Below are 18,737 nucleotides of genomic sequence, written 5' to 3'. Positions count from 1 at the left end.
CCTTGGTAAAAAGAGCCAGAACCTGCCCACTACCAAAAAGTGAGTGGGAATTCATTTTTTGTTGACTGATTCTTTTGCGCAGATATTGTCCATGGTTTGTGTACAAACACAGAACTATGAACCGATCCATTAGCCTTGTTCTTTTTTCCTTTTTTGTTTTGGCGTCCTTTGTCATTCCAAGTGTTCTTTCGGCGCAGGAATATATGCCAAGTGCCGGCTGTGAGAAAGATCCTCCACCGAAAAACCTTCCCTTTCCTATGGATCCTACAAAACAACTTTGTAAGAAGGATATAGAGGACAAACGAGAAGGTTGGTATCCGACAGGCCTTCCTCTTGTGAACTCTGATCCAAACGAAGGGATCGGATATGGTGTTCGTGCTTATCTCTACGATAATGGAAAAAAAGCAGATCCACTTTTTTATTATACTCCATATCGGATGCGTGTCTTTGGGCAATACTTTAACACAAATAAAAATGCTCAATACCACCAAGTTAGTTTGGACATGCCTTTCATTGCAGACACACAATGGCGGTTACGTGCTGATTTGTTTTTAACCATTACTCCCACCACACTCTATTTTGGAATTGGTGAAGAAAGTATGAAACCTCTATCCTATTTGGATCGAAACCAACAAGATGGACGACATATCATAAACGCAAGTTATATGGACCAAGAAAATAACTTGGCTTATTACCGCCCTGGGACTAGTTCCGACCCAGTAAGTCTTGGAGGGAAAACTTATTCTGGATTTCCGCAAGCACCTGGATTTGTTGTAACAGATAAAATGTACAACCGTTATACGATTGAAACACCCATGGCAACTACAAGTACAGAACGATCTTTCGTAGGGGGAACGGTGCGTCTTGTTGCAGGTCTAAAATTTTCTAATAACATAGTAAGAACTTACGATGGAAGATTGGCCCGTGGTGTGGATCCACTTCTTGGAGGTGAGCATACTGCTGATGTTCCCAATGGAAAAACGCGTCTTACGGAAGATTATGAAGGTAAAAAGATAATTGGATATAATGGCGGTTATGTGAATGCTCTTCGTGTTGGTCTTGTTTATGACACACGAGATTTTGAACCCGATCCCAATTCAGGTATTTTTGCCGAAGCAACGTATGAAAAACATACCAAGTCCATTGGATCTGATTACGATTACCAAAAATACTTTGCACAAACAAAATTGTTTTGGAGTCCTTTTCCTAAAGTGTTTGATAAGTTAGTCATTGCCAACCGATTTGGTTTGGGTGTGACAGATGGGGAAGCTCCTTTTTATGAATACAGAAATATGTGGGGAACGGAAGGGCTTGTGGGAGGTCTTGGAGGGCTCAGGACCATTCGGGGTTTCAAACAAGATCGATTTGTTGGAAGGGCTATGGGTTGGGGAAACACGGAAGTTCGTTGGAAATTTGCGGAGGCTAAATTTGGAGATGAATTTTTTGCCTTTAATTTAGTTCCTTTTTTTGATTATGGCCGCGTTTGGGACGACGAACATAAGTTAGGTTGGAAAGGATATGCTTATTCTCGAGGGATAGGATTACGGATTGCTTGGAACCAGGCAACCATCATTATGATCGATTATGCAAAATCGAGAGAAGATGAGCAGTTATTTGTTAATTTTAGTCATGTTTTTTAATTTAACTTAATATAGTGGTGATGCGCCTCAATGGCATTTGGTTACAGATGATATAGAAAAATGACCGGGCTACTCCAGGGTGCGCGTTCCGCTCCCTTTTTCATCAAAGATGATGTAATGGCCGATTATTTTGGATTTCTTGTTTTAACATCTAATCCTTTTCTGTAATATTCATTTGCTTCTGTTAAATTTCCTCTAGTTGTTTCCAAATCACCCAATTTTTTGTAAACACCTGCTTTATCAGGAAATTTTGATTCTAACAATGTTGTATAAATTTTTTCAGAATCATAGAAATTTTTTATATATACAAGTGCATTGGCTTTAAGGTAGAGATTATTTAGATTTTCAGGTTCCAGCTCTAGTGCCCTATTAATATAATGCAATGTGCTACCATAGTGTCCGGCTTTAAACTCGTTGTTTGCTTTTGTTTTTAATTTTTTTAAGTCTTTTTCTTCTGAGACATCTTCCAGTAATAAACTAGTATAATCATTTCCCGAAAGCGTTTCTAAAATAGCAATGATAGAAGTTCTTTCACTTCGTTCTAAATTATGAATATATTTTTCTAAAACTGGAATGGCTCTTTTGTCTGGTATAGATGAGAATGAAAGCGCAGCACAATACCTAGCATGATAATAGTTATCCTCTTGGATTGTGTATAATAAATAATCAGTTACTTCTTCTGTTTCCATCCAACTCAATGCTCGAATGACGGTAAAACGAACATGATCACTGTTGTCTTTTTTTAATAAAGAACCTAATATTGGTATGTACTTGGGGTTTTTAGATAATCCTAAACAGGTAATTCCCTCAATACTGCTTGGTTCTCTAAAACTATATTCGCTTCCTTGAGTTGCTAACTCTAGACATCTCTCTAAGTGTTCGGTTGCGTCATCAAGGGCATGGATGTTTGTAGAAATTAAGAAAAATGTGATAAGAGCCAAAAAGTAACATCTATTCATATCTAAAAACTAAACATATAGAGAGGGGTACAAACAAATACAATTTAAAAGTAGATACGAATTTTATTAAAAAAATCGGAACTAGTTTCAACTTAGAAAAGCGTTTTCAAATATTCTTCAGGACTAAATCCTATGGTTTTCTTAAAATCTCTTATAAAATGTGCCTGGTCGTAATAACCTAGATCCAAAGCCATTTCCGCATAATGGATTGTTTTTTCTTTTTCAATTCGTTCTGCTACTTCTTGGATACGAAATCTTTGAATCACCCATTTTGGACTAACTCCCACGTACTCGCGAAATAGTCTTTGTAAACTTCGAAGGTTCACAGAAGTTATTTTTACAATTTGGTCCACCGATTGTATCCCTCGGTCTTCTTTGATTCTATCAATGATTCCATTGATGAAAGGGATTTTTGGATCTGGTGCAGGAAGAATTTTTTCTAACCAAGTTTCAACCAATACGACTCGACTCCTTTCATCTTCTAAGTTAAAAATTTTGTTTTCTAGGTTTAAGATTTCTTGATTTGAGAGAGTGGACAGAGGCAACTTTTTGTCAGTGAGAATAGAAACCGATTTTTTAAAAAAAGGATAAAATCCGCCTGGACGAAATTTTATTCCAAAAACAGAACCTTTTCCTTGCAATAAAGTAGAAAATCTACCCTTCGTGACTCCAAAAATTTTTGAATTTTCTTTTTCAAAGACGATGTGTACGCTTGGGTAAGGTAGTGTTTCCGCAAGGTACGGTTTTTGGTTGGTTAATTCCCAACTAACAGTCCAATAGTGCTCAATAAAAAAATCTAGTTTTTCATTGGCAAAAAACCGATTGTGTTTTGCAGCCAGATCGGCTTTGGTTTGGCGCAATACTCCTCGTGCCGGTTTTCCTTTTTCTTTGACCATACCACTTATTTAGCGTTTTGTCGTGTTTTTACAATCCAAATCTTTTTCTTTTTGGTATGGTAATTCTCGAGGGAAACAATGAATATAACGAATCAACTAAATCACAATTTACATTTGTATCTGACAAAAACCATTCATTCCAGTTTGGAAAAAGTTTGGGAGATACTCACTTCTCCTAAATACATCAAAGAATATTTATATGGAACTGAAGCAATTTCAGAATGGAAAGAAGGAAGTTCCCTTGTATTCAAGGGAGTGTGGGAAGGAACACCTTATGAAGAAAAAGGAACCATACTTAAATTTCAATCTCCTTATACATTCAAATATTCTTATTTTACAGCTTTTTTTGGGTTACCGGATCAACCTGAAAACTATTCAATTATTGAAAATCAATTGGAAGAGAAAAACGGAATTGTGACAATTCGTTTGATGCAAACTGGATTCACAACAGAGGACAAATTGAAACATTCGGAAGAAAGTTGGAACCAATGTTTGGAGATCATAAAAGAAATAGCTGAGAAAGGATAAGAAAATGCTTTTCAAGAAAAATCCATACATATAGAATTTCCCGTTATGAACTTCGAACAAATTACCATTCAATCGACAATCCATGCAGATTCCAAAAAAGTTTGGGACAATTACACGAAACCGGAACATATCGTTCATTGGAACTTTGCTTCCGACGATTGGCAATGCCCTTGGGCAAAAAATGATTTGCGAGTTGGTGGTAAATATAGTGCAAGAATGGAAGCAAAAGACGGAAGTTTTGGCTTCGAGTTCGAAGCCACGTATGACAAAGTGATCGATCAGAAGTTAATTAGTTATACAATGGAAGATGGTAGAAGAGCCAGTGTTGCATTTGAAACTTTAGAAAATAAAACACAGGTAACCATAATATTTGATGCGGAAGACCAAAATCCAATTGAAATGCAAAAGGGCGGATGGCAAGCCATACTAGATAACTTCAAAAAATATGTAGAATCCATATAAACAACAAATTGAGCTTAACGGATTTTATTGTATGAAGTGTTTCCAATTTAGGTTTCTACTATTTCTAGTAAACCTTGCCTTAAATAATTGTATTTTTACGAAGCAAAATATAATCACATTGAATGACATTCAAATCCAAGCCAATTGGTATGATGCAGATGATTTTTGTCGAAAACAAGGCATGCGGTTACCAGATTACAAGGAAATGCGGGAGGCAAAGCAGTTAGGAAAGATTGTTTTATGGGATAGAAAAAAAGATATAAAGCAATATAAATATAATCCTCAAGAATATTGGTTATCGCAAAACAACAATTTAGATGCCAGGTTTTTTCCTATGCAATTGGAATACGATGATATACAAGTATTTTCCGATAAAGTATCAAAGAAATTTGTTAGTTGCGTAAAAGATTTTGATATGGAGAAAAGAATCAAGCTGTCAAAAGCTTTTGCAGATTGGAGTTCTTATCAAGGTTATATGACCAATCATATGGCAGAAAATGAGTGCAGCAAATTGGGAATGCAATTGCCAACAGGAAAAGATTTTCGGAATGCATATTTTGATCGAATCACGAACGAGTGGATTGAAGAGTATAAATCAAAGGGTCTTTCCTACGGTGGAGTCGATACAAATGGATTTAATCTGTTTACACCAGATGTAGGTATTTATTCATTTTCTAAGTGGACAGGTAACGCCCACGTCCGCTGCATTCGCAAATAAATTCTGATTTCCGACCAGACGAAAAAATTGTTCATTTCCTTTAAGGTAATTTAATTTTTACTGTTTCTTCCATTTTTTCTCGTCTTTTACATTATATGCCTCTCTTGAATGCATTCACCAGAAATTTCATTCGGGATATCAGCATACAAATTCTGGTATTTGGATTCTATTTATTTGCCGGAAAATTAAGCCTCAACCTTTCTTCCATTGACGGATACAGCACACCAGTTTGGCCACCGGCCGGTTTGGCTCTTGGGTTTGTGTTGTTATTTGGGAAAAAAGTCTGGTTCGCTTTATTTTTGGGGGCTTATTTTACCAACACCAACTACCTGCCTACAACGGAGACCTGGATTCAGTTTTTAATTTCGAATCCACAAAACATAACGATTTCATTTGGAAATTCTTCGGCTGCACTTATGGGTGCTCACTTTTTAAAAAAGTATTCCAACCCAAATCTAAATATCTTCCAAGCTCATGAGATTTTAATCTTTTTTATCTTCGCTGGACCAGTCAATGCTCTCATTTCTTCTATCATTGGAAGTTTGTCTTTATTTTATTTTAAAATCATATACTTCGAGTTTTTGTTTCAAACTTGGCTTACTTGGTGGATGGGTGACTCGATCGGAATTATCATTTTTACTCCATTAATGATATTGATTTGGAAATGGTATCGAGGAGAAGAAAAATTATTAAGACTAGTTATTTTTGCATCCGCAACGATGAGTACATTTGTTTTTACTCTATCTATTTTTTTTGTTACAAAAAATTGGGAAAAAGAATTTATTAAATATAGAATCAAATCTGACGGACAAATCATTTCAACAGGAATTGAAAATCAATTTTTAGAAACATTACGAGTTGTAAAAGCATTGGGTGCTTTTTTATCACTCAAAGAACATTTAAATCGTGAAAATTTTGATCAGTTCTCGAAAGAGATAATGGAAGATACAAATGGCGTAGCTGCAATGTCTTGGGATCCTCTAATCAATCATTCTTTACGTTCGATTAGCGAAACAAAAATGAAAAAAGATTATCCGGCATCTAAGGGAATCTATGAAAAAAAAGAGGAACGAATCATTCCAGCCATGGATAAACCCGATTATGTTTTCATTCGATATATTTATCCATTCTCAGAAAACAAACAAGCCATAGGGTTTAATTTATTATCTGATCCAACGAGAGAAAAGGCATTGTTTAGCGCAAAGGAAAGACAGGGGATCGAAATTACAGGAAAAATCAACCTTGTTCAGAACATAGAAGACAATTTAGGTTTTTTGGTTTTTAACCCTGTGACTAGATTGAATGGGGAATATGGATTTGCAGTGGCCGCAGTTCGTATTGCAACGATAATTAATAATGCCGCCATTGGAAATGACCAAAACCATTTATGTATTAGAATCGAAGATGTAACGGAACCAAATCATATTCAAATATTTTCAAGAGACTGTTCCAATACGGATGAAAAAATTTTTTCAGAGTTTTCGTATGAACATCCCATTACAATCGGTTCACATGTTTTGAACATTAAAACCAGTGCCACTAAAAAATACTTTCAGATGAATTTAACCAATGCTTCTCGATTCCTTTTGATCGTATCCTCTTTGTTAACAGGTCTTCTGGGGATTTTAATTCTTATCATCATGGGAAAAGAGAAAAGTATTCAGGATATCGTAGAAAAAAGAACTTTTGAATTAGAAAAAGCAAATCGTGTAAAATCTGAATTTTTAGCTAATATGAGCCATGAAATCCGTACTCCTATGAACGGAGTTTTAGGAATGTTGACATTGCTTGAACAAACTAAAATTGATTTTGAGCAACGAGATTATTTGGATAACGCAAAAAAATCAGTTTTATCTCTTTTGACAATCATTAATGATATTTTAGATGTTTCTAAGTTGGAAAACAAAAAATTAGAGATTGTTCCTAAACCAACGGATATAAATAAATTATGTAAAGATGTGGTTCAGTTGTTTTTAGCCGATGCAATCAAAAAGAATTTAGAATTTCATATTAATTTATCCGAATTGGATTCTGATTTGCATATATTGATTGATGAAAATAGACTTCGCCAAATATTGATTAACTTAATTGCAAATGCAGTAAAGTTTACTTCGGTAGGTTCGGTTAGTTTAAATGTATCAATAAGTAGTGATCGGAAGTTTCTAGTATTTGTAGTGAGAGACACTGGCATAGGAATTTCCGATGAGAACATTCATAAGTTGTTTAATCGTTTTGTTCAATTAGAAGATTCACGCACTAAAAAATTTGAAGGTTCTGGGCTTGGATTGTATATTTCAAAACAACTTGTAAATTTGATGGGCGGAGAAATCGAAGTTCTTAGTCATTTGAATGAAGGCTCCAGTTTCCAATTTACAATTCCATTCGAAAAAACAGACCAAAGAGAAACTACGGTTGAAGATACTAATGCCAAGGTAATTGACTCTGATAAAAAATATCATATTTTGGTAGCAGAAGATAACTTGTTAAATCAAAAGTTTATTTTGAAAATATTTCAAAAGGAAAATATAAAGGTCTCCCTTGCATCAAACGGTGAAGAAGTAATACAAATGTTAGATGCCTCTCTTAGTCACTTAGAAAATCGCTATGATATTATCCTCATGGACATACAGATGCCCGTATTGGATGGAATGGAGGCTACTAAAATCATTCGCAAACGAGATGATTCTTATCGCAACATTCCTATCATTGCGATTACTGCGAATAGTATGGATTCCCAATTGAATGAATATCTAGAAAACGGAATGAATGGTTATGTAAAGAAACCAATCATTCTCTCTGAACTTTTGACAACGATATATAAAAATTTGAAGTAAATGTGTTTGGTTCAGTAGCAAAACTTACTGGATCTTTTTTTGAAAATTCTTTCGTTTTATTCCATTGACAAAATATGTCTCATTCAGTTTATTTAGATTCTATTCCGGGAGGAATGAGGTGAAACTCCTCAACTGACGGCGCAACCGTAAATCCTTATCCACTAAAGATCAGGAAAGTCGGATCTTCCCACATATGAATCGCCCGTAAACGATCATCTGTACCGAAAATTTTTTCAGGGCCCCGGACTATTGCTACCGGGATACCCACACCTTCTTCCAAACAAGTTGTTGTGTTCCGGGTCGACGAGATTTGGCCATGGAAAAGCCATTCCATACCAATTTCAACCAATTAACCTATGTTTGTTGGTATTCTGTGTTTTTCTTCTGGCAAAAGGGACACAGAAAATAAAGAAATTTCGAACCTGGAGTTGTTGAATGGATTACCAATCAGAAGTTTTATTAAAAGAAAATAAGGATCGATTTGTGATCCTTCCTATCAAGTTTCCAAAAATTTGGGAGATGTATAAAAAACAACAAGCATCCTTTTGGACGGCAGAAGAAATCGATTTGAGTGGAGATTTGGATGATTGGAATTCCTTATCAAACAACGAACGGTTTTTTTTAAGTAACGTTTTGGCATTTTTTGCAGCAAGTGATGGAATCGTAAATGAAAACTTAGCAGTTAACTTTATGCGAGAAGTTCAACTGCCAGAGGTTAGGTGTTTTTACGGTTTTCAAATTATGATGGAAAATATCCATTCTGAAACATATTCACTTCTTATTGATACTTATATCAAAGATCCAAAAGAAAAAAATAGACTTTTCCACTCCATAGAAACCATTCCTGCTGTACAAAAAAAATCAGAATGGGCCTTACGTTGGATTGGTGAAGGAAATTTTGCTGAACGACTTCTTGCCTTTGCAGCTGTCGAAGGAATCTTTTTTAGTGGGAGTTTCTGTGCTATCTTTTGGATGAAAAAAAGAGGTCTGCTTCCTGGCCTAAGTTTTTCCAATGAACTCATCAGTCGAGATGAAGCCTTACATTGTGAGTTTGCTTGTATCCTATTTAAAATGATAAATGAAAAACCAAGCGCTGAACGTGTGTATGAAATTTTTACTGATGCAGTCAATATAGAAAAAGAATTCATCACCGAATCTTTGTCAGTTGATTTGATTGGGATGAATGCTAAACTGATGCAACAGTACATTGAATTTGTTGCCGACCGTTGGCTCATTGAACTTGGATTTGAAAAACTATATTATTCCTCCAATCCTTTCGATTTTATGGAAATGATCTCCTTAGAAGGCAAAACAAATTTTTTTGAAAAAAGAGTGGGTGAATACCAGAAGGCTGGAGTTCTCAATTCGGAACAGGGATTTACATTCTCTTTGAATGAAGATTTTTAAAAATTTTAGATAGGTGTTATTATGTTTGTAATTAAAAGAAATGGAAAAAGAGAATCGGTAAAGTTTGATAAAGTAACTGCTCGGATAGATAAGTTATCCTATGGTCTCAGTCGTTTAGTAAGTCCCATTGATGTTGCTAAAAAAGTTATCGAAGGAATCTACGATGGTGTTAGCACTTCGGAATTAGATAATTTAGCTGCGGAAATTGCTGCTTCTCTTACCACCAAACATCCAGATTATGCCCTTCTTGCGAGTCGTATTGCCGTTAGTAACCTACACAAAAATACAACCAAATCCTTTTCGGAAACCATGGAGCGATTGTATTCCTATATTGATCCAAAAACCAAAAAACAGATGCCTCTTATCGCAGATGATATATGGGAGATTGTAAAAAAACATTCTGAACTTTTGGATAGCTCCATTATTTACGATAGAGATTTTGGGTTCGATTATTTTGGATTCCGCACATTAGAAAAATCCTATTTGTTAAAACTTGACGGAAAAATTGTAGAAAGTCCGCAACATATGTACATGAGAGTGGCTCTAGGAATCCACAAACATCGTATTGACGACGCAATCAAAACCTATCATTTTATGAGCGAACGTTGGTTCACTCATGCGACTCCTACACTTTTTAATGCAGGAACTCCGAAACCACAAATGAGTAGCTGTTTTCTTTTAACGATGAAAGACGATAGTATCGATGGAATTTATGATACTCTCAAACAAACTGCAAAAATTTCGCAGAGTGCTGGTGGTATTGGATTATCCATTCATAATATCAGAGCCACTGGTTCGTATATTGGAGGCACCAATGGAACTAGCAATGGGATCATCCCCATGTTACGTGTGTTTAACGATACGGCAAGGTATGTGGACCAAGGTGGTGGAAAGCGAAAAGGTGCCTTTGCTATTTATTTGGAACCATGGCATGCTGATATTTTTCCGTTTTTAGAATTAAAAAAGAACCATGGCAAGGAAGAGATGCGGGCCCGTGATTTATTTTTTGCACTTTGGATTTCTGATCTATTTATGAAACGAGTGGAAGAGGGTGGCGACTGGAGTTTGTTTTGTCCAAATGAGGCTCCAGGTTTATCGGAAGTTTATGGGGAAGAATTTGTTTCTTTATATGAACAGTACGAAAGAGAAGGGAGAGCCAGAACCAAAGTCAAAGCACAAGATCTTTGGTTTGCGATCGTTGAATCTCAAATCGAAACAGGAACACCTTATTTATTGTACAAAGATGCGGCTAATGCCAAAAGTAATCAGAAAAATTTGGGAACCATTAAAAGCAGTAATCTTTGTACAGAAATTTTAGAATTCACTAGCCCAGATGAAGTTGCTGTTTGTAATTTGGCTTCTGTCGCCTTGCCAAAGTTTGTTTTTGATGGAAAATTTTTATTCGATAAGTTATACGAAATCGTTTATCAGATGACGGTGAACTTAAATCGTATCATTGATGAAAATTATTATCCAGTCCCTGAAGCAAAAAATTCTAATTTGAAACATCGTCCCATTGGGATTGGTGTTCAAGGTCTTGCTGATGTTTTTATCTTACTTCGTATGGCTTACGAAAGTGAAGCAGCAAAAAAACTCAATATTCAAATCTTTGAAACCATCTACTTTGCAGCCATGACTGCAAGTAAAGACATTGCCAAAGAAGAAGGAGCTTATCCAAGTTTTCCAGGTTCTCCACTTTCCCAGGGAATTTTCCAATTTGATTTATGGAATGTTAAACCAACAGGGCGATGGGATTTTGAATCTTTAAGAAAAGAAGTGGTTCAGTATGGAACAAGGAATTCTCTACTTGTTGCTCCGATGCCCACAGCCTCCACTTCGCAAATTTTAGGTAACAATGAGTGTTTTGAACCTTATACTTCCAATATCTATTCAAGAAGAGTCCTCAGTGGAGAATTTATTATTGTAAACAAACATTTGTTACATGATTTGATTGAACTTGGATTATGGAATTCAGAAATGAAAAACCAAATCATTGCCGCCGGTGGTAGCATCCAATCAATTCCATCCATTCCAGATTCAATCAAAGAAATTTACAAAACAGTTTGGGAAATGAAACAAAGGTCTCTCATTGATATGGCAAGAGACCGTGGAGCTTTTATTTGCCAGTCACAGTCCTTAAATTTATTTGTGGAAAATCCTACAATTTCCAAACTCACTTCCATGCATTTTTACGCTTGGAAACAAGGTTTAAAGACAGGGATGTATTATTTACGAACCAAAGCAGCTTCGCAAGCCATCCAATTCACTATAGAAAAAGAACAAATCCAAAAAACAAAAGAAATCATTTCTAATCCTGCTCCAACTAACAAAAAAGATGCGGACTCTGAATTTGTTGGAGAATCCTGTTCTATGGAAGAAGGTTGCCTTGTTTGCGGAAGTTGATGAACCTGATTTTATGGCATCAGCGAAATTGCCAAAAAGGAAGCCATAATCACTAAATGGATGAGTCCATGCAGGGATGTGGTCCTTCCCGAGCCAAAGGTAAAACTTCCTGCAAGAAATGTTACCATTAGAAACACAATGCCTTTGGAATCTAATCCAAGGGTCAATGGTTTATCAAATAACAATGAATATAGGCTAACTGCTGGTATGGTTAGTGCAATACTTGCAGCTCCCGATCCTAAAGCTAAGTTCAAACTGGTTTGTAGTTCATTGGTTTTTGCGGCATTCATGGCAGCTAATGTTTCTGGAGCAAGAACGAGAATCGCAATCACAATCCCCACAACTGCTTTTGGAGCACCTAATGCAGAAATGGTGCTTTCGATCGTAGGGCTGAGAATTTTTGATAAACCAACAACTGCAAAAAGAGAAAATAAAAGAGAGATAAAACTTGTGATGGCTCTTTTTTGACTCGGCCTTGAATGAATGGTCTCTAAAGGAGTCACTTCTCCTTCAGTTGCAGAAAAAAAGTTTTTATGTGATTTTGTTTGTGACCAAACAAGGGACCCATACAAAACCAGAGAGGCCAGCGAAACAAAGATGAGTTGCCCCGCACTGTAGGTTCCTTTATTTGTAGAGGTAGTGAACAATGGCAAAATCAATGTAAGTGTTGAAAGCACTGCCAAAACTCCAAGTAATGCAGTTGTGCCTACTGATTGGAATCCAAGTTCTTTATGTTTTAATCCACCTAACAAAATACAGATGCCTATAATTCCATTGGTGACAATCATCAACGCAGCGAAAACGGTATCTCTTGCAATTTGTGGTGAGTCGGCTGTGTCATTACTCATTAGGCTGACAATGAGTGCCACTTCGATCACTGTCACAGAAATTGCCAAAATCAAAGTTCCAATCGAAGGTCCCACTCGTTCTGCAATGACTTCAGCACTATGCACAGCACTCGAAATCCCGACTGCTAAAAATACAACTGCAAATGCGATGAGAAGCCCTTCGCCAATGGGTGCAACCATAGCAAAGACTAATACCAAAAAGGAAGTATAAGAGAGCCAGTCATTGGATGTGATCGTTTTTGAATTTGCCATAAAAGTTCGGATGTATTATTTTAATTTCGTTATTTCTCAGACTCCCATTGAGCTTATAAAGTTCAGTCAAATCCACAAATTTGCCATCTTTGTTAAAACTTTGGGCGCCTCGTATTTCTTCTAAAATTTTCATTGGATAGAATAAACGACCGGGCTTTCCGTTTCAATCTCCGCTTCGCTCCGATTTCCACTGCAATCCCTGGCGCAAACTTTGTTCGAAATCTTTTCAGTTTGCCAGCACTTTTAAATTTTAGGAATGACAGAATCCCGTATCCGCTTTACTTATGTTTGTTGATTTATATGAAAACAAATCGTTCTCATCGATTGTATCTGCCGACAATCAAAAAATTTCAGAAATTTATTTACTTACTTATTTGTCTTTTTTCCTTCAACGCTTGTCTTCTCAATCCCATCGTCCATCATCTTCTTTTTCCAGAAAAAGACCCTTCTTCCAAATCCTGGTTTGGTCTTTTGGCCTTACTCGCAAGTGCCAACCAGGTCGTCGAACTGAACCATAGTTGGGCTGGGATTCGCAAAGGGGATAGTTTGCAACTCGAAGCACAGTACTATTCGTACGGGTCAAGAACCGATTCTACTTTTCAGTGGTCCAGTAGCGACAACTCTGTGGCCACAGTCGATGCAAATGGACTCGTCCAAAGCATTGGCAATGGAAAGGTTTGGATCACTGCCACAGCAGCCGACGGAAGGACCAGTGCTAGTTCCGATATCACTGTTTATTCCGGTTATGTATATACCTCTATGGATTTGAATTTTGAAGTTGGCTTTCTGACGATGAACCAGTCAACGGGTCTCCTAACTTCGGTCGGAACATATCCAACAGGCAATGCTCCCACAGGGATCGGAGTCGATCCAAAGGGAAAGTTTTTATTTACTGCTAACTTATACGGTGCCACTTTCTCCCAATTTTTAATCAACCAGAGTACGGGTGTTCTCACTGCAAATTCTATTCCCACATCTCCTGCGGGTGCAGCACCGCGAAATCTTGTCATCACCCCTGATGGAAGGTTCTTATATGTCGCATCCGAGGGAAATCTAGAGATTCGGACTTATGCGATCAATTCCGATGGTACTCTTACTTTTCTTTCAGCTTATCCAACGGTTGTTCCCCATAACGTGATTCAAATTTCACGCAATGGGAATTTTATCTTTTATATCAGTCCTAACTTAACGGAAATTGTTTCTTATCGAATCAACTATAATGATGGAAGTTTAACACAAGTAGGAATGAGCCCAAGTTTTCCCAGTAGCGGCTCGGGTTTTGTTTCGACCCATCCCAATGGTAGATATTTATACGTTGCTACTAGTCCTACGGTAACGGTCCTAAGTTTAGATAGCAATACGGGGCAAATGGGTTTTGTGGATTCAGTTTTTCATGGATTGAGTATCAATGGTACAGCAATCCATCCCAGTGGAAATTTTTTCTATTTAGTCCATATCAATGAAGGAGAGATTTCTTGTTATACGGTGGAACCAAATTCTGGTAAAATTTCATTTTCCTCTAAACTGTCTGGCCTACTTACAAACTTGCGTTATATGATCATTGATCCAAGTGGACGGTTCGCTTATGTGGCAAATAATGATAATGTAGCTAAAAGTATATTCCAGTTTAGTATTAACCAAACCACTGGTGAACTTACTTTACTGGGCACAGTGAATCCTGGAAGTGCGCAATGGAATTTAACGTTTTTATAAATTTCAAAATTCAAGGGAAGGTCATAGATTTAATTTCTTAATCACTGCTTTATGTTTTTGGTAGTTCCAATGCATCCATTCCAATTTTTAATTCTGAAAACCAATTAATAAAACGTTCCACATCGGGACCTTGAAACACAGAGCCATGTTGTGGGCAAAGCATATCTGGTTTGAGATTGGAAATTCGTTCACACCAGGCTACTTTGGCTTGTTCAGAAGCCATCCAACGTTTATGGAATTTTTCCATAAACCGAATGTGTTTATCAAAATCTTTTACAATCAAATCAGTTTCGTCTATAGGAAGTAAGGCGGCACCAACATCACCGCTGAAAAGTATTTTTGCTTCAGGATCCCAAAGATTTAAATTTCCGGCACTATGCAAAAAATGAGCAGGAATGGATCTGAGTTTGATGTTCTGGTGAATAATTTCCATTCCTTCGTCGGGCATCGGAATAAAAGTATCAGCATTTCCACCAAAGTGCGGTAAAAAACCTGTCCACAACCAGCTCACATAGCAACGAATAGATGGATTGACTTCAAGCCAAAGGGAAATAGAGGAAACAATATCAGGGTCTTGGTGAGAAGCAAAAATATTTTTAATTTGGGATGCAGGAAACACATCAACCAATGCAGAAAATACTTCGGGAAAAATTTCACTACCACCTGGATCGGTGAGTAGACCCATTCCATCTGATTCAATTAAATATTCATTGGTGTCAATCAGCCAGTTTGGTTTGGAAGGATCTCTTGCAATTACAGACCATTTGTGATCGTTATCAGAATATATAGTTTGGATTTTTTTCATTGTTTACCAGAGTTTTGCAAGATATCGATAAGATGATTCTATGATATTTAAAGCTCCATCAAAACTTTCTGCAACTGCTAAAAATAATTTTTGATTTTCAACGATGGTAGCAGATTCGATTCGAGTTTGTAAAGATACAGTGCGACCTTCTAAACAAAGTTTAGTGGAACTTCGAACAATGTGACGGATGTCATCAAATTCTTTTCTCAGTTGTAAATCTAACATATCTTTTTCCATATCACGATTGTTTAAACTGAATTGAATATTTTTATAATGTTCGTGATTGACTCCCCTTGTTTTGCAAGTTTCAACAGAAACCTGTAAAAGACGATTTACCTTTGAAATCTTTTGCATTTCGCTCGCCATTCGAATCACAACGGTGATTGCCTTTGTTAACTTTTCATTTACTTCTTGAATTTTGTTATTAAAATGAATGATCTCTGCAGCCACAACTCCATAACTCGCTGCAAATGCTCCGGAGTTTGCCGAAAGAATTTGTGCATTGAGTGCCCGAATTTTTAAACCATATAATAAAATCCGCAGCTTTAAAATTTCTTCATTGGTAAAAATAATTTTCTGGAAAAACTCTTTTGTTTCGTCATCAGCCATCAGGAGAACCTAACACGAATTCCAATTACGGAAAACAGACTTAGGAGATCACATTTTTATTTAGTTGTCAAGAAGAGATATCCTGAGTGGGGCGCCTCGCATTGGATTCAATTTCTAAATTGAAGAGTGGCCGCGACCAGGCTTTCCGTGTCAATCTACGCTTTCGCTCCGATTTCCACTGCAATCCTTGGCGCAAAGAAGGTCGGATCGTATTGAAAGATCAACCATTCACTTATATTTTTGGTTAGACAATTAAATGAATGAATTAGATATGAAAGATCATCACATCAATCGGAAACTATAAAAAGTTTTCATTATCATGATACGAGTCAAAATTAAAAAAGTATTTGGTAGTTCTTCTCAATGAATCGATTCAAAGCTTGGTTTCAATCCATCAACTTTCTCCTTGGATTACAAAGTGATGACGAAACTCTTCCTTATGTTACGGAAATTCAAATTCCTATTCGCAAAAGAGTTTTAAAAGCCGATTGTTATGCACCCAAATCCAAATCACTTGGAACCATAGTGACCATCAACGGACTTGCTCCTCTTGGAAACAGAGACCCAAGGTTCATTATAGTCAATAAAAGCCTAAGTAAAATTGGATACACAGTGGTCAGTCCATTCTATGACGAAATTTGCGATTATAAAATCTCTCTTCGCAATATAGAAGATATTAAAGATTCAATTTTATTTATCTCAAACCAAAAGGAGATTTGTCCCACTGGCAAAGTTTCTATCTTTGCTCCTTCTTTTTCTGGTTCTCTCAGTCTTGTTGCAGCGAGTGACAAAAAGATTGCCGAAAAAATCAATTGTATCTGTGCCATTGGAGCTTTTGCGAAAGTAGATGATGTTATAGAAAACTTATTTGCAAATCAGAGTTTAGATGAATATGGTCGAATGATCCTTCTCCTCAATTTTCTTCCAATCTCTATTGGAGAAAATGAAAGTTTATTCAAAGCACTCAAACTTGCAATTTTGGATAACTATTACAAAACAAAAGACTTAAGATTGGAACCTCATTATCAAAAAATGAAAAAAGCTGATCGTAATATTTTTGATCAATTGAAAAACGATACGGAATTTAGAATCAAACACTGGAAAAACGTTGTTAAAAACGGAGGCAAAAGCCGCGATCTAATCACTGCTTTGTCTGTGACCAACCATATTCATTCCCTCAATTTACCAATTTTATTAATTCATGGTTTAAAAGATGATGTTGTGCCAGCGTATGAGTCTTCGATGTTATATGAGAAATTAATTCAAATAGGTGTTGAAAGTAAACTTTGTATTACAACATTGATTTCTCATGGAGATACAGGTTTTGGGTTCAATACTTTGTTGGAATTACCAAAACTGATTTCATCATTTTCTTTCTTTTTTTTAAAAGCAGCAGACCAAAGACAATAAATCCTATCTATTATTTTTTATTTTGAATTGGTTCACCTGAAAATGGGATTGTATCAATTGCCTTTTTGATTGTTCCCAAAGCCTCTTTCATCTCCTCTTTTTGGATCACGAGAGGTGGTGCGAAGCGAACTGTATTTTTATGTGTTTCCTTCGCTAAAATTCCAAGTTTCAATAACTCCAAACAAAGTTCTTTGGCATCTACATGGCTTTGGAATTGAACTGCATTTAAAAGTCCCTTTCCTCTTACTGATTTGATGGATGGATGTTTCCATGATGTGATGGTTTCGCGAAAAAAATTTCCCATTATTTTAGCATTCTCTGGCATTTTCTCTTCTATGATTGTTCTTACAGAAGCCATTGCCACTTCGCAAGCCAGAGGATTTCCACCAAATGTCGAACCATGTTCTCCGGGTTTTAAAAGTAATAAAATTTCGTTAGAACCTAACACGCAGGAAATGGGCATCATTCCTCCTGACAGTGCCTTTCCTAAAAGCAGTAAGTCCGGTTTTATATTGGAGTAGTCTGAACAAACAAGTTCTCCTGTCCTACCCAAACCAGTTTGGATTTCATCAACAATTAACAATACATTATGAAGTTTGCATATTTTACTTGCCTCACTTAAATATTGTTCGTCGGGAACAATTACTCCTGCTTCCCCTTGGATGGCTTCCACCATAAATGCAGAAACATTTTGATCAGAGGCGGCTTTTTTTAGTGCTTCTAAGTCATTATAGGGAATGATTTCATATCCAGGCAAAAAAGGACCAAATTCATTTTTACTTTTTGGATCAGTGGATGAAGAGATTGCGGCAATGGTTCTCCCCCAAAAGTTTCCTTCACAAAAAATGATTTTGGCTTTGTCTTGAGGAATTTTTTTCTTTTGGTATCCCCATTTTCTGGCAAGTTTGATTGCTGTTTCTCCGGCTTCGACCCCGGTATTCATTGGCAATACTCGATCGTATCCAAAGGTTGAAGTCATAAACTCAGTAAAGAGCGGAAGTTTGTCGTTATGAAAAGCACGAGAAGTAAGTGTAAGAATTGCAGATTGTTTCTGAAAAACTTCCACAATCTTTGGATGGCAATGTCCTTGGTTCACGGCACTATAGGCAGAGAGGAAATCAAAATATTTTTTTCCTTCAATATCCCAAAGATAAATTCCTTCACCTTTAGTTAGGACAACTGGCAAAGGAGAATAGTTGAAAGCTCCAAACTTAGATTCTTTTTCGATAAATAAATCTGTTAATTTACCCATT

General features: G+C 36.5%; 15 protein-coding genes. 9 read left to right on the top strand and 6 right to left on the bottom strand.

From position 1 onward, the window contains the following. The first annotated feature begins 116 nt into the window (after positions 1 to 116). Positions 117 to 1,640, top strand: a complete 1,524-nt coding sequence (gene omp85, locus CLV96_RS08995) for an Omp85 family outer membrane protein (RefSeq protein ID WP_100735140.1) — start codon at positions 117 to 119, stop codon at positions 1,638 to 1,640. A gap of 125 nt (positions 1,641 to 1,765) precedes the next feature. Here omp85 and CLV96_RS08990 read toward each other — a convergent pair whose 3' ends face one another. After that, complete coding sequence (locus tag CLV96_RS08990) at positions 1,766 to 2,581, bottom strand: HEAT repeat domain-containing protein (protein ID WP_166669660.1); 816 nt, start codon at positions 2,579 to 2,581, stop codon at positions 1,766 to 1,768. Positions 2,582 to 2,691: 110 nt separating this feature from the next. Continuing rightward, positions 2,692 to 3,495: a helix-turn-helix domain-containing protein gene (locus tag CLV96_RS08985; protein WP_134151884.1), complete on the bottom strand. Its 804-nt coding sequence runs from the start codon at positions 3,493 to 3,495 to the stop codon at positions 2,692 to 2,694. Between the two features lie 78 nt (positions 3,496 to 3,573). Between CLV96_RS08985 and CLV96_RS08980 the strand changes: the two genes are divergently transcribed. The 6 genes from CLV96_RS08980 to CLV96_RS08950 all read left to right on the top strand — a co-directional run bounded on the left by CLV96_RS08980 (position 3,574) and on the right by CLV96_RS08950 (position 11,847). Beyond that, positions 3,574 to 4,023, top strand: coding sequence for an SRPBCC family protein (locus tag CLV96_RS08980; protein ID WP_134151882.1), 450 nt, complete (start codon positions 3,574 to 3,576; stop codon positions 4,021 to 4,023). Between the two features lie 45 nt (positions 4,024 to 4,068). Beyond that, entirely contained in the window at positions 4,069 to 4,485 is a 417-nt protein-coding gene (locus CLV96_RS08975; protein WP_134151880.1) for an SRPBCC family protein, read from the top strand. 118 nt (positions 4,486 to 4,603) lie between these two features. Further along, entirely contained in the window at positions 4,604 to 5,203 is a 600-nt protein-coding gene (locus CLV96_RS20000; protein WP_243836447.1) for a hypothetical protein, read from the top strand. Positions 5,204 to 5,298: 95 nt separating this feature from the next. Further along, positions 5,299 to 8,037 carry an ATP-binding protein gene (locus tag CLV96_RS08960; RefSeq protein WP_134151878.1) on the top strand — a complete coding sequence of 913 codons (2,739 nt, stop codon included), beginning with the start codon at positions 5,299 to 5,301 and terminating at the stop codon, positions 8,035 to 8,037. Positions 8,038 to 8,472: 435 nt separating this feature from the next. Next, the gene (locus tag CLV96_RS08955; protein WP_134151876.1) at positions 8,473 to 9,444 is read left to right on the top strand and encodes a ribonucleotide-diphosphate reductase subunit beta; all 972 of its coding nucleotides are present in this window, start codon (positions 8,473 to 8,475) and stop codon (positions 9,442 to 9,444) included. A 21-nt stretch (positions 9,445 to 9,465) separates the two neighbouring features. Then, on the top strand, positions 9,466 to 11,847 hold the full coding sequence (locus tag CLV96_RS08950; protein ID WP_134151874.1) for a ribonucleoside-diphosphate reductase subunit alpha: 2,382 nt from the start codon (positions 9,466 to 9,468) through the stop codon (positions 11,845 to 11,847). A gap of 11 nt (positions 11,848 to 11,858) precedes the next feature. On the opposite strand, the gene CLV96_RS08945 is transcribed toward CLV96_RS08950, so the two are convergent. Further along, entirely contained in the window at positions 11,859 to 12,947 is a 1,089-nt protein-coding gene (locus CLV96_RS08945) for a calcium:cation antiporter (RefSeq protein WP_004784447.1), read from the bottom strand. Positions 12,948 to 13,247: 300 nt separating this feature from the next. On the opposite strand from CLV96_RS08945, the gene CLV96_RS08940 reads away from it, so the two are divergent. Beyond that, positions 13,248 to 14,660 (top strand): beta-propeller fold lactonase family protein, encoded by a 1,413-nt coding sequence (locus CLV96_RS08940; protein WP_004786705.1) that lies wholly within the window; start codon positions 13,248 to 13,250, stop codon positions 14,658 to 14,660. Between the two features lie 49 nt (positions 14,661 to 14,709). Here the strand turns inward: CLV96_RS08940 and CLV96_RS08935 are convergent, their stop codons facing one another. Both CLV96_RS08935 and CLV96_RS08930 read right to left on the bottom strand, forming a co-directional pair. Then, the gene (locus CLV96_RS08935; protein ID WP_004786315.1) at positions 14,710 to 15,465 is read right to left on the bottom strand and encodes an oxygen-binding di-iron domain-containing protein; all 756 of its coding nucleotides are present in this window, start codon (positions 15,463 to 15,465) and stop codon (positions 14,710 to 14,712) included. 3 nt (positions 15,466 to 15,468) lie between these two features. Continuing rightward, complete coding sequence (locus tag CLV96_RS08930) at positions 15,469 to 16,074, bottom strand: hypothetical protein (RefSeq protein WP_004785627.1); 606 nt, start codon at positions 16,072 to 16,074, stop codon at positions 15,469 to 15,471. A 363-nt stretch (positions 16,075 to 16,437) separates the two neighbouring features. On the opposite strand from CLV96_RS08930, the gene CLV96_RS08925 reads away from it, so the two are divergent. Further along, positions 16,438 to 17,484, top strand: coding sequence for an alpha/beta hydrolase family protein (locus CLV96_RS08925; protein WP_004786354.1), 1,047 nt, complete (start codon positions 16,438 to 16,440; stop codon positions 17,482 to 17,484). Positions 17,485 to 17,494: 10 nt separating this feature from the next. Here CLV96_RS08925 and rocD read toward each other — a convergent pair whose 3' ends face one another. Then, positions 17,495 to 18,736, bottom strand: a complete 1,242-nt coding sequence (gene rocD / locus CLV96_RS08920) for an ornithine--oxo-acid transaminase (protein WP_004786101.1) — start codon at positions 18,734 to 18,736, stop codon at positions 17,495 to 17,497. Between the last annotated feature and the right edge of the window lies 1 nt (position 18,737).

The organism is Leptospira meyeri (genome assembly GCF_004368965.1).
In the GTDB taxonomy this organism is placed as follows: domain Bacteria; phylum Spirochaetota; class Leptospiria; order Leptospirales; family Leptospiraceae; genus Leptospira_A; species Leptospira_A meyeri.
Note: the sequence above shows the minus strand (reverse complement) of the source record. Positions and strands in the feature narration are given on the sequence as shown.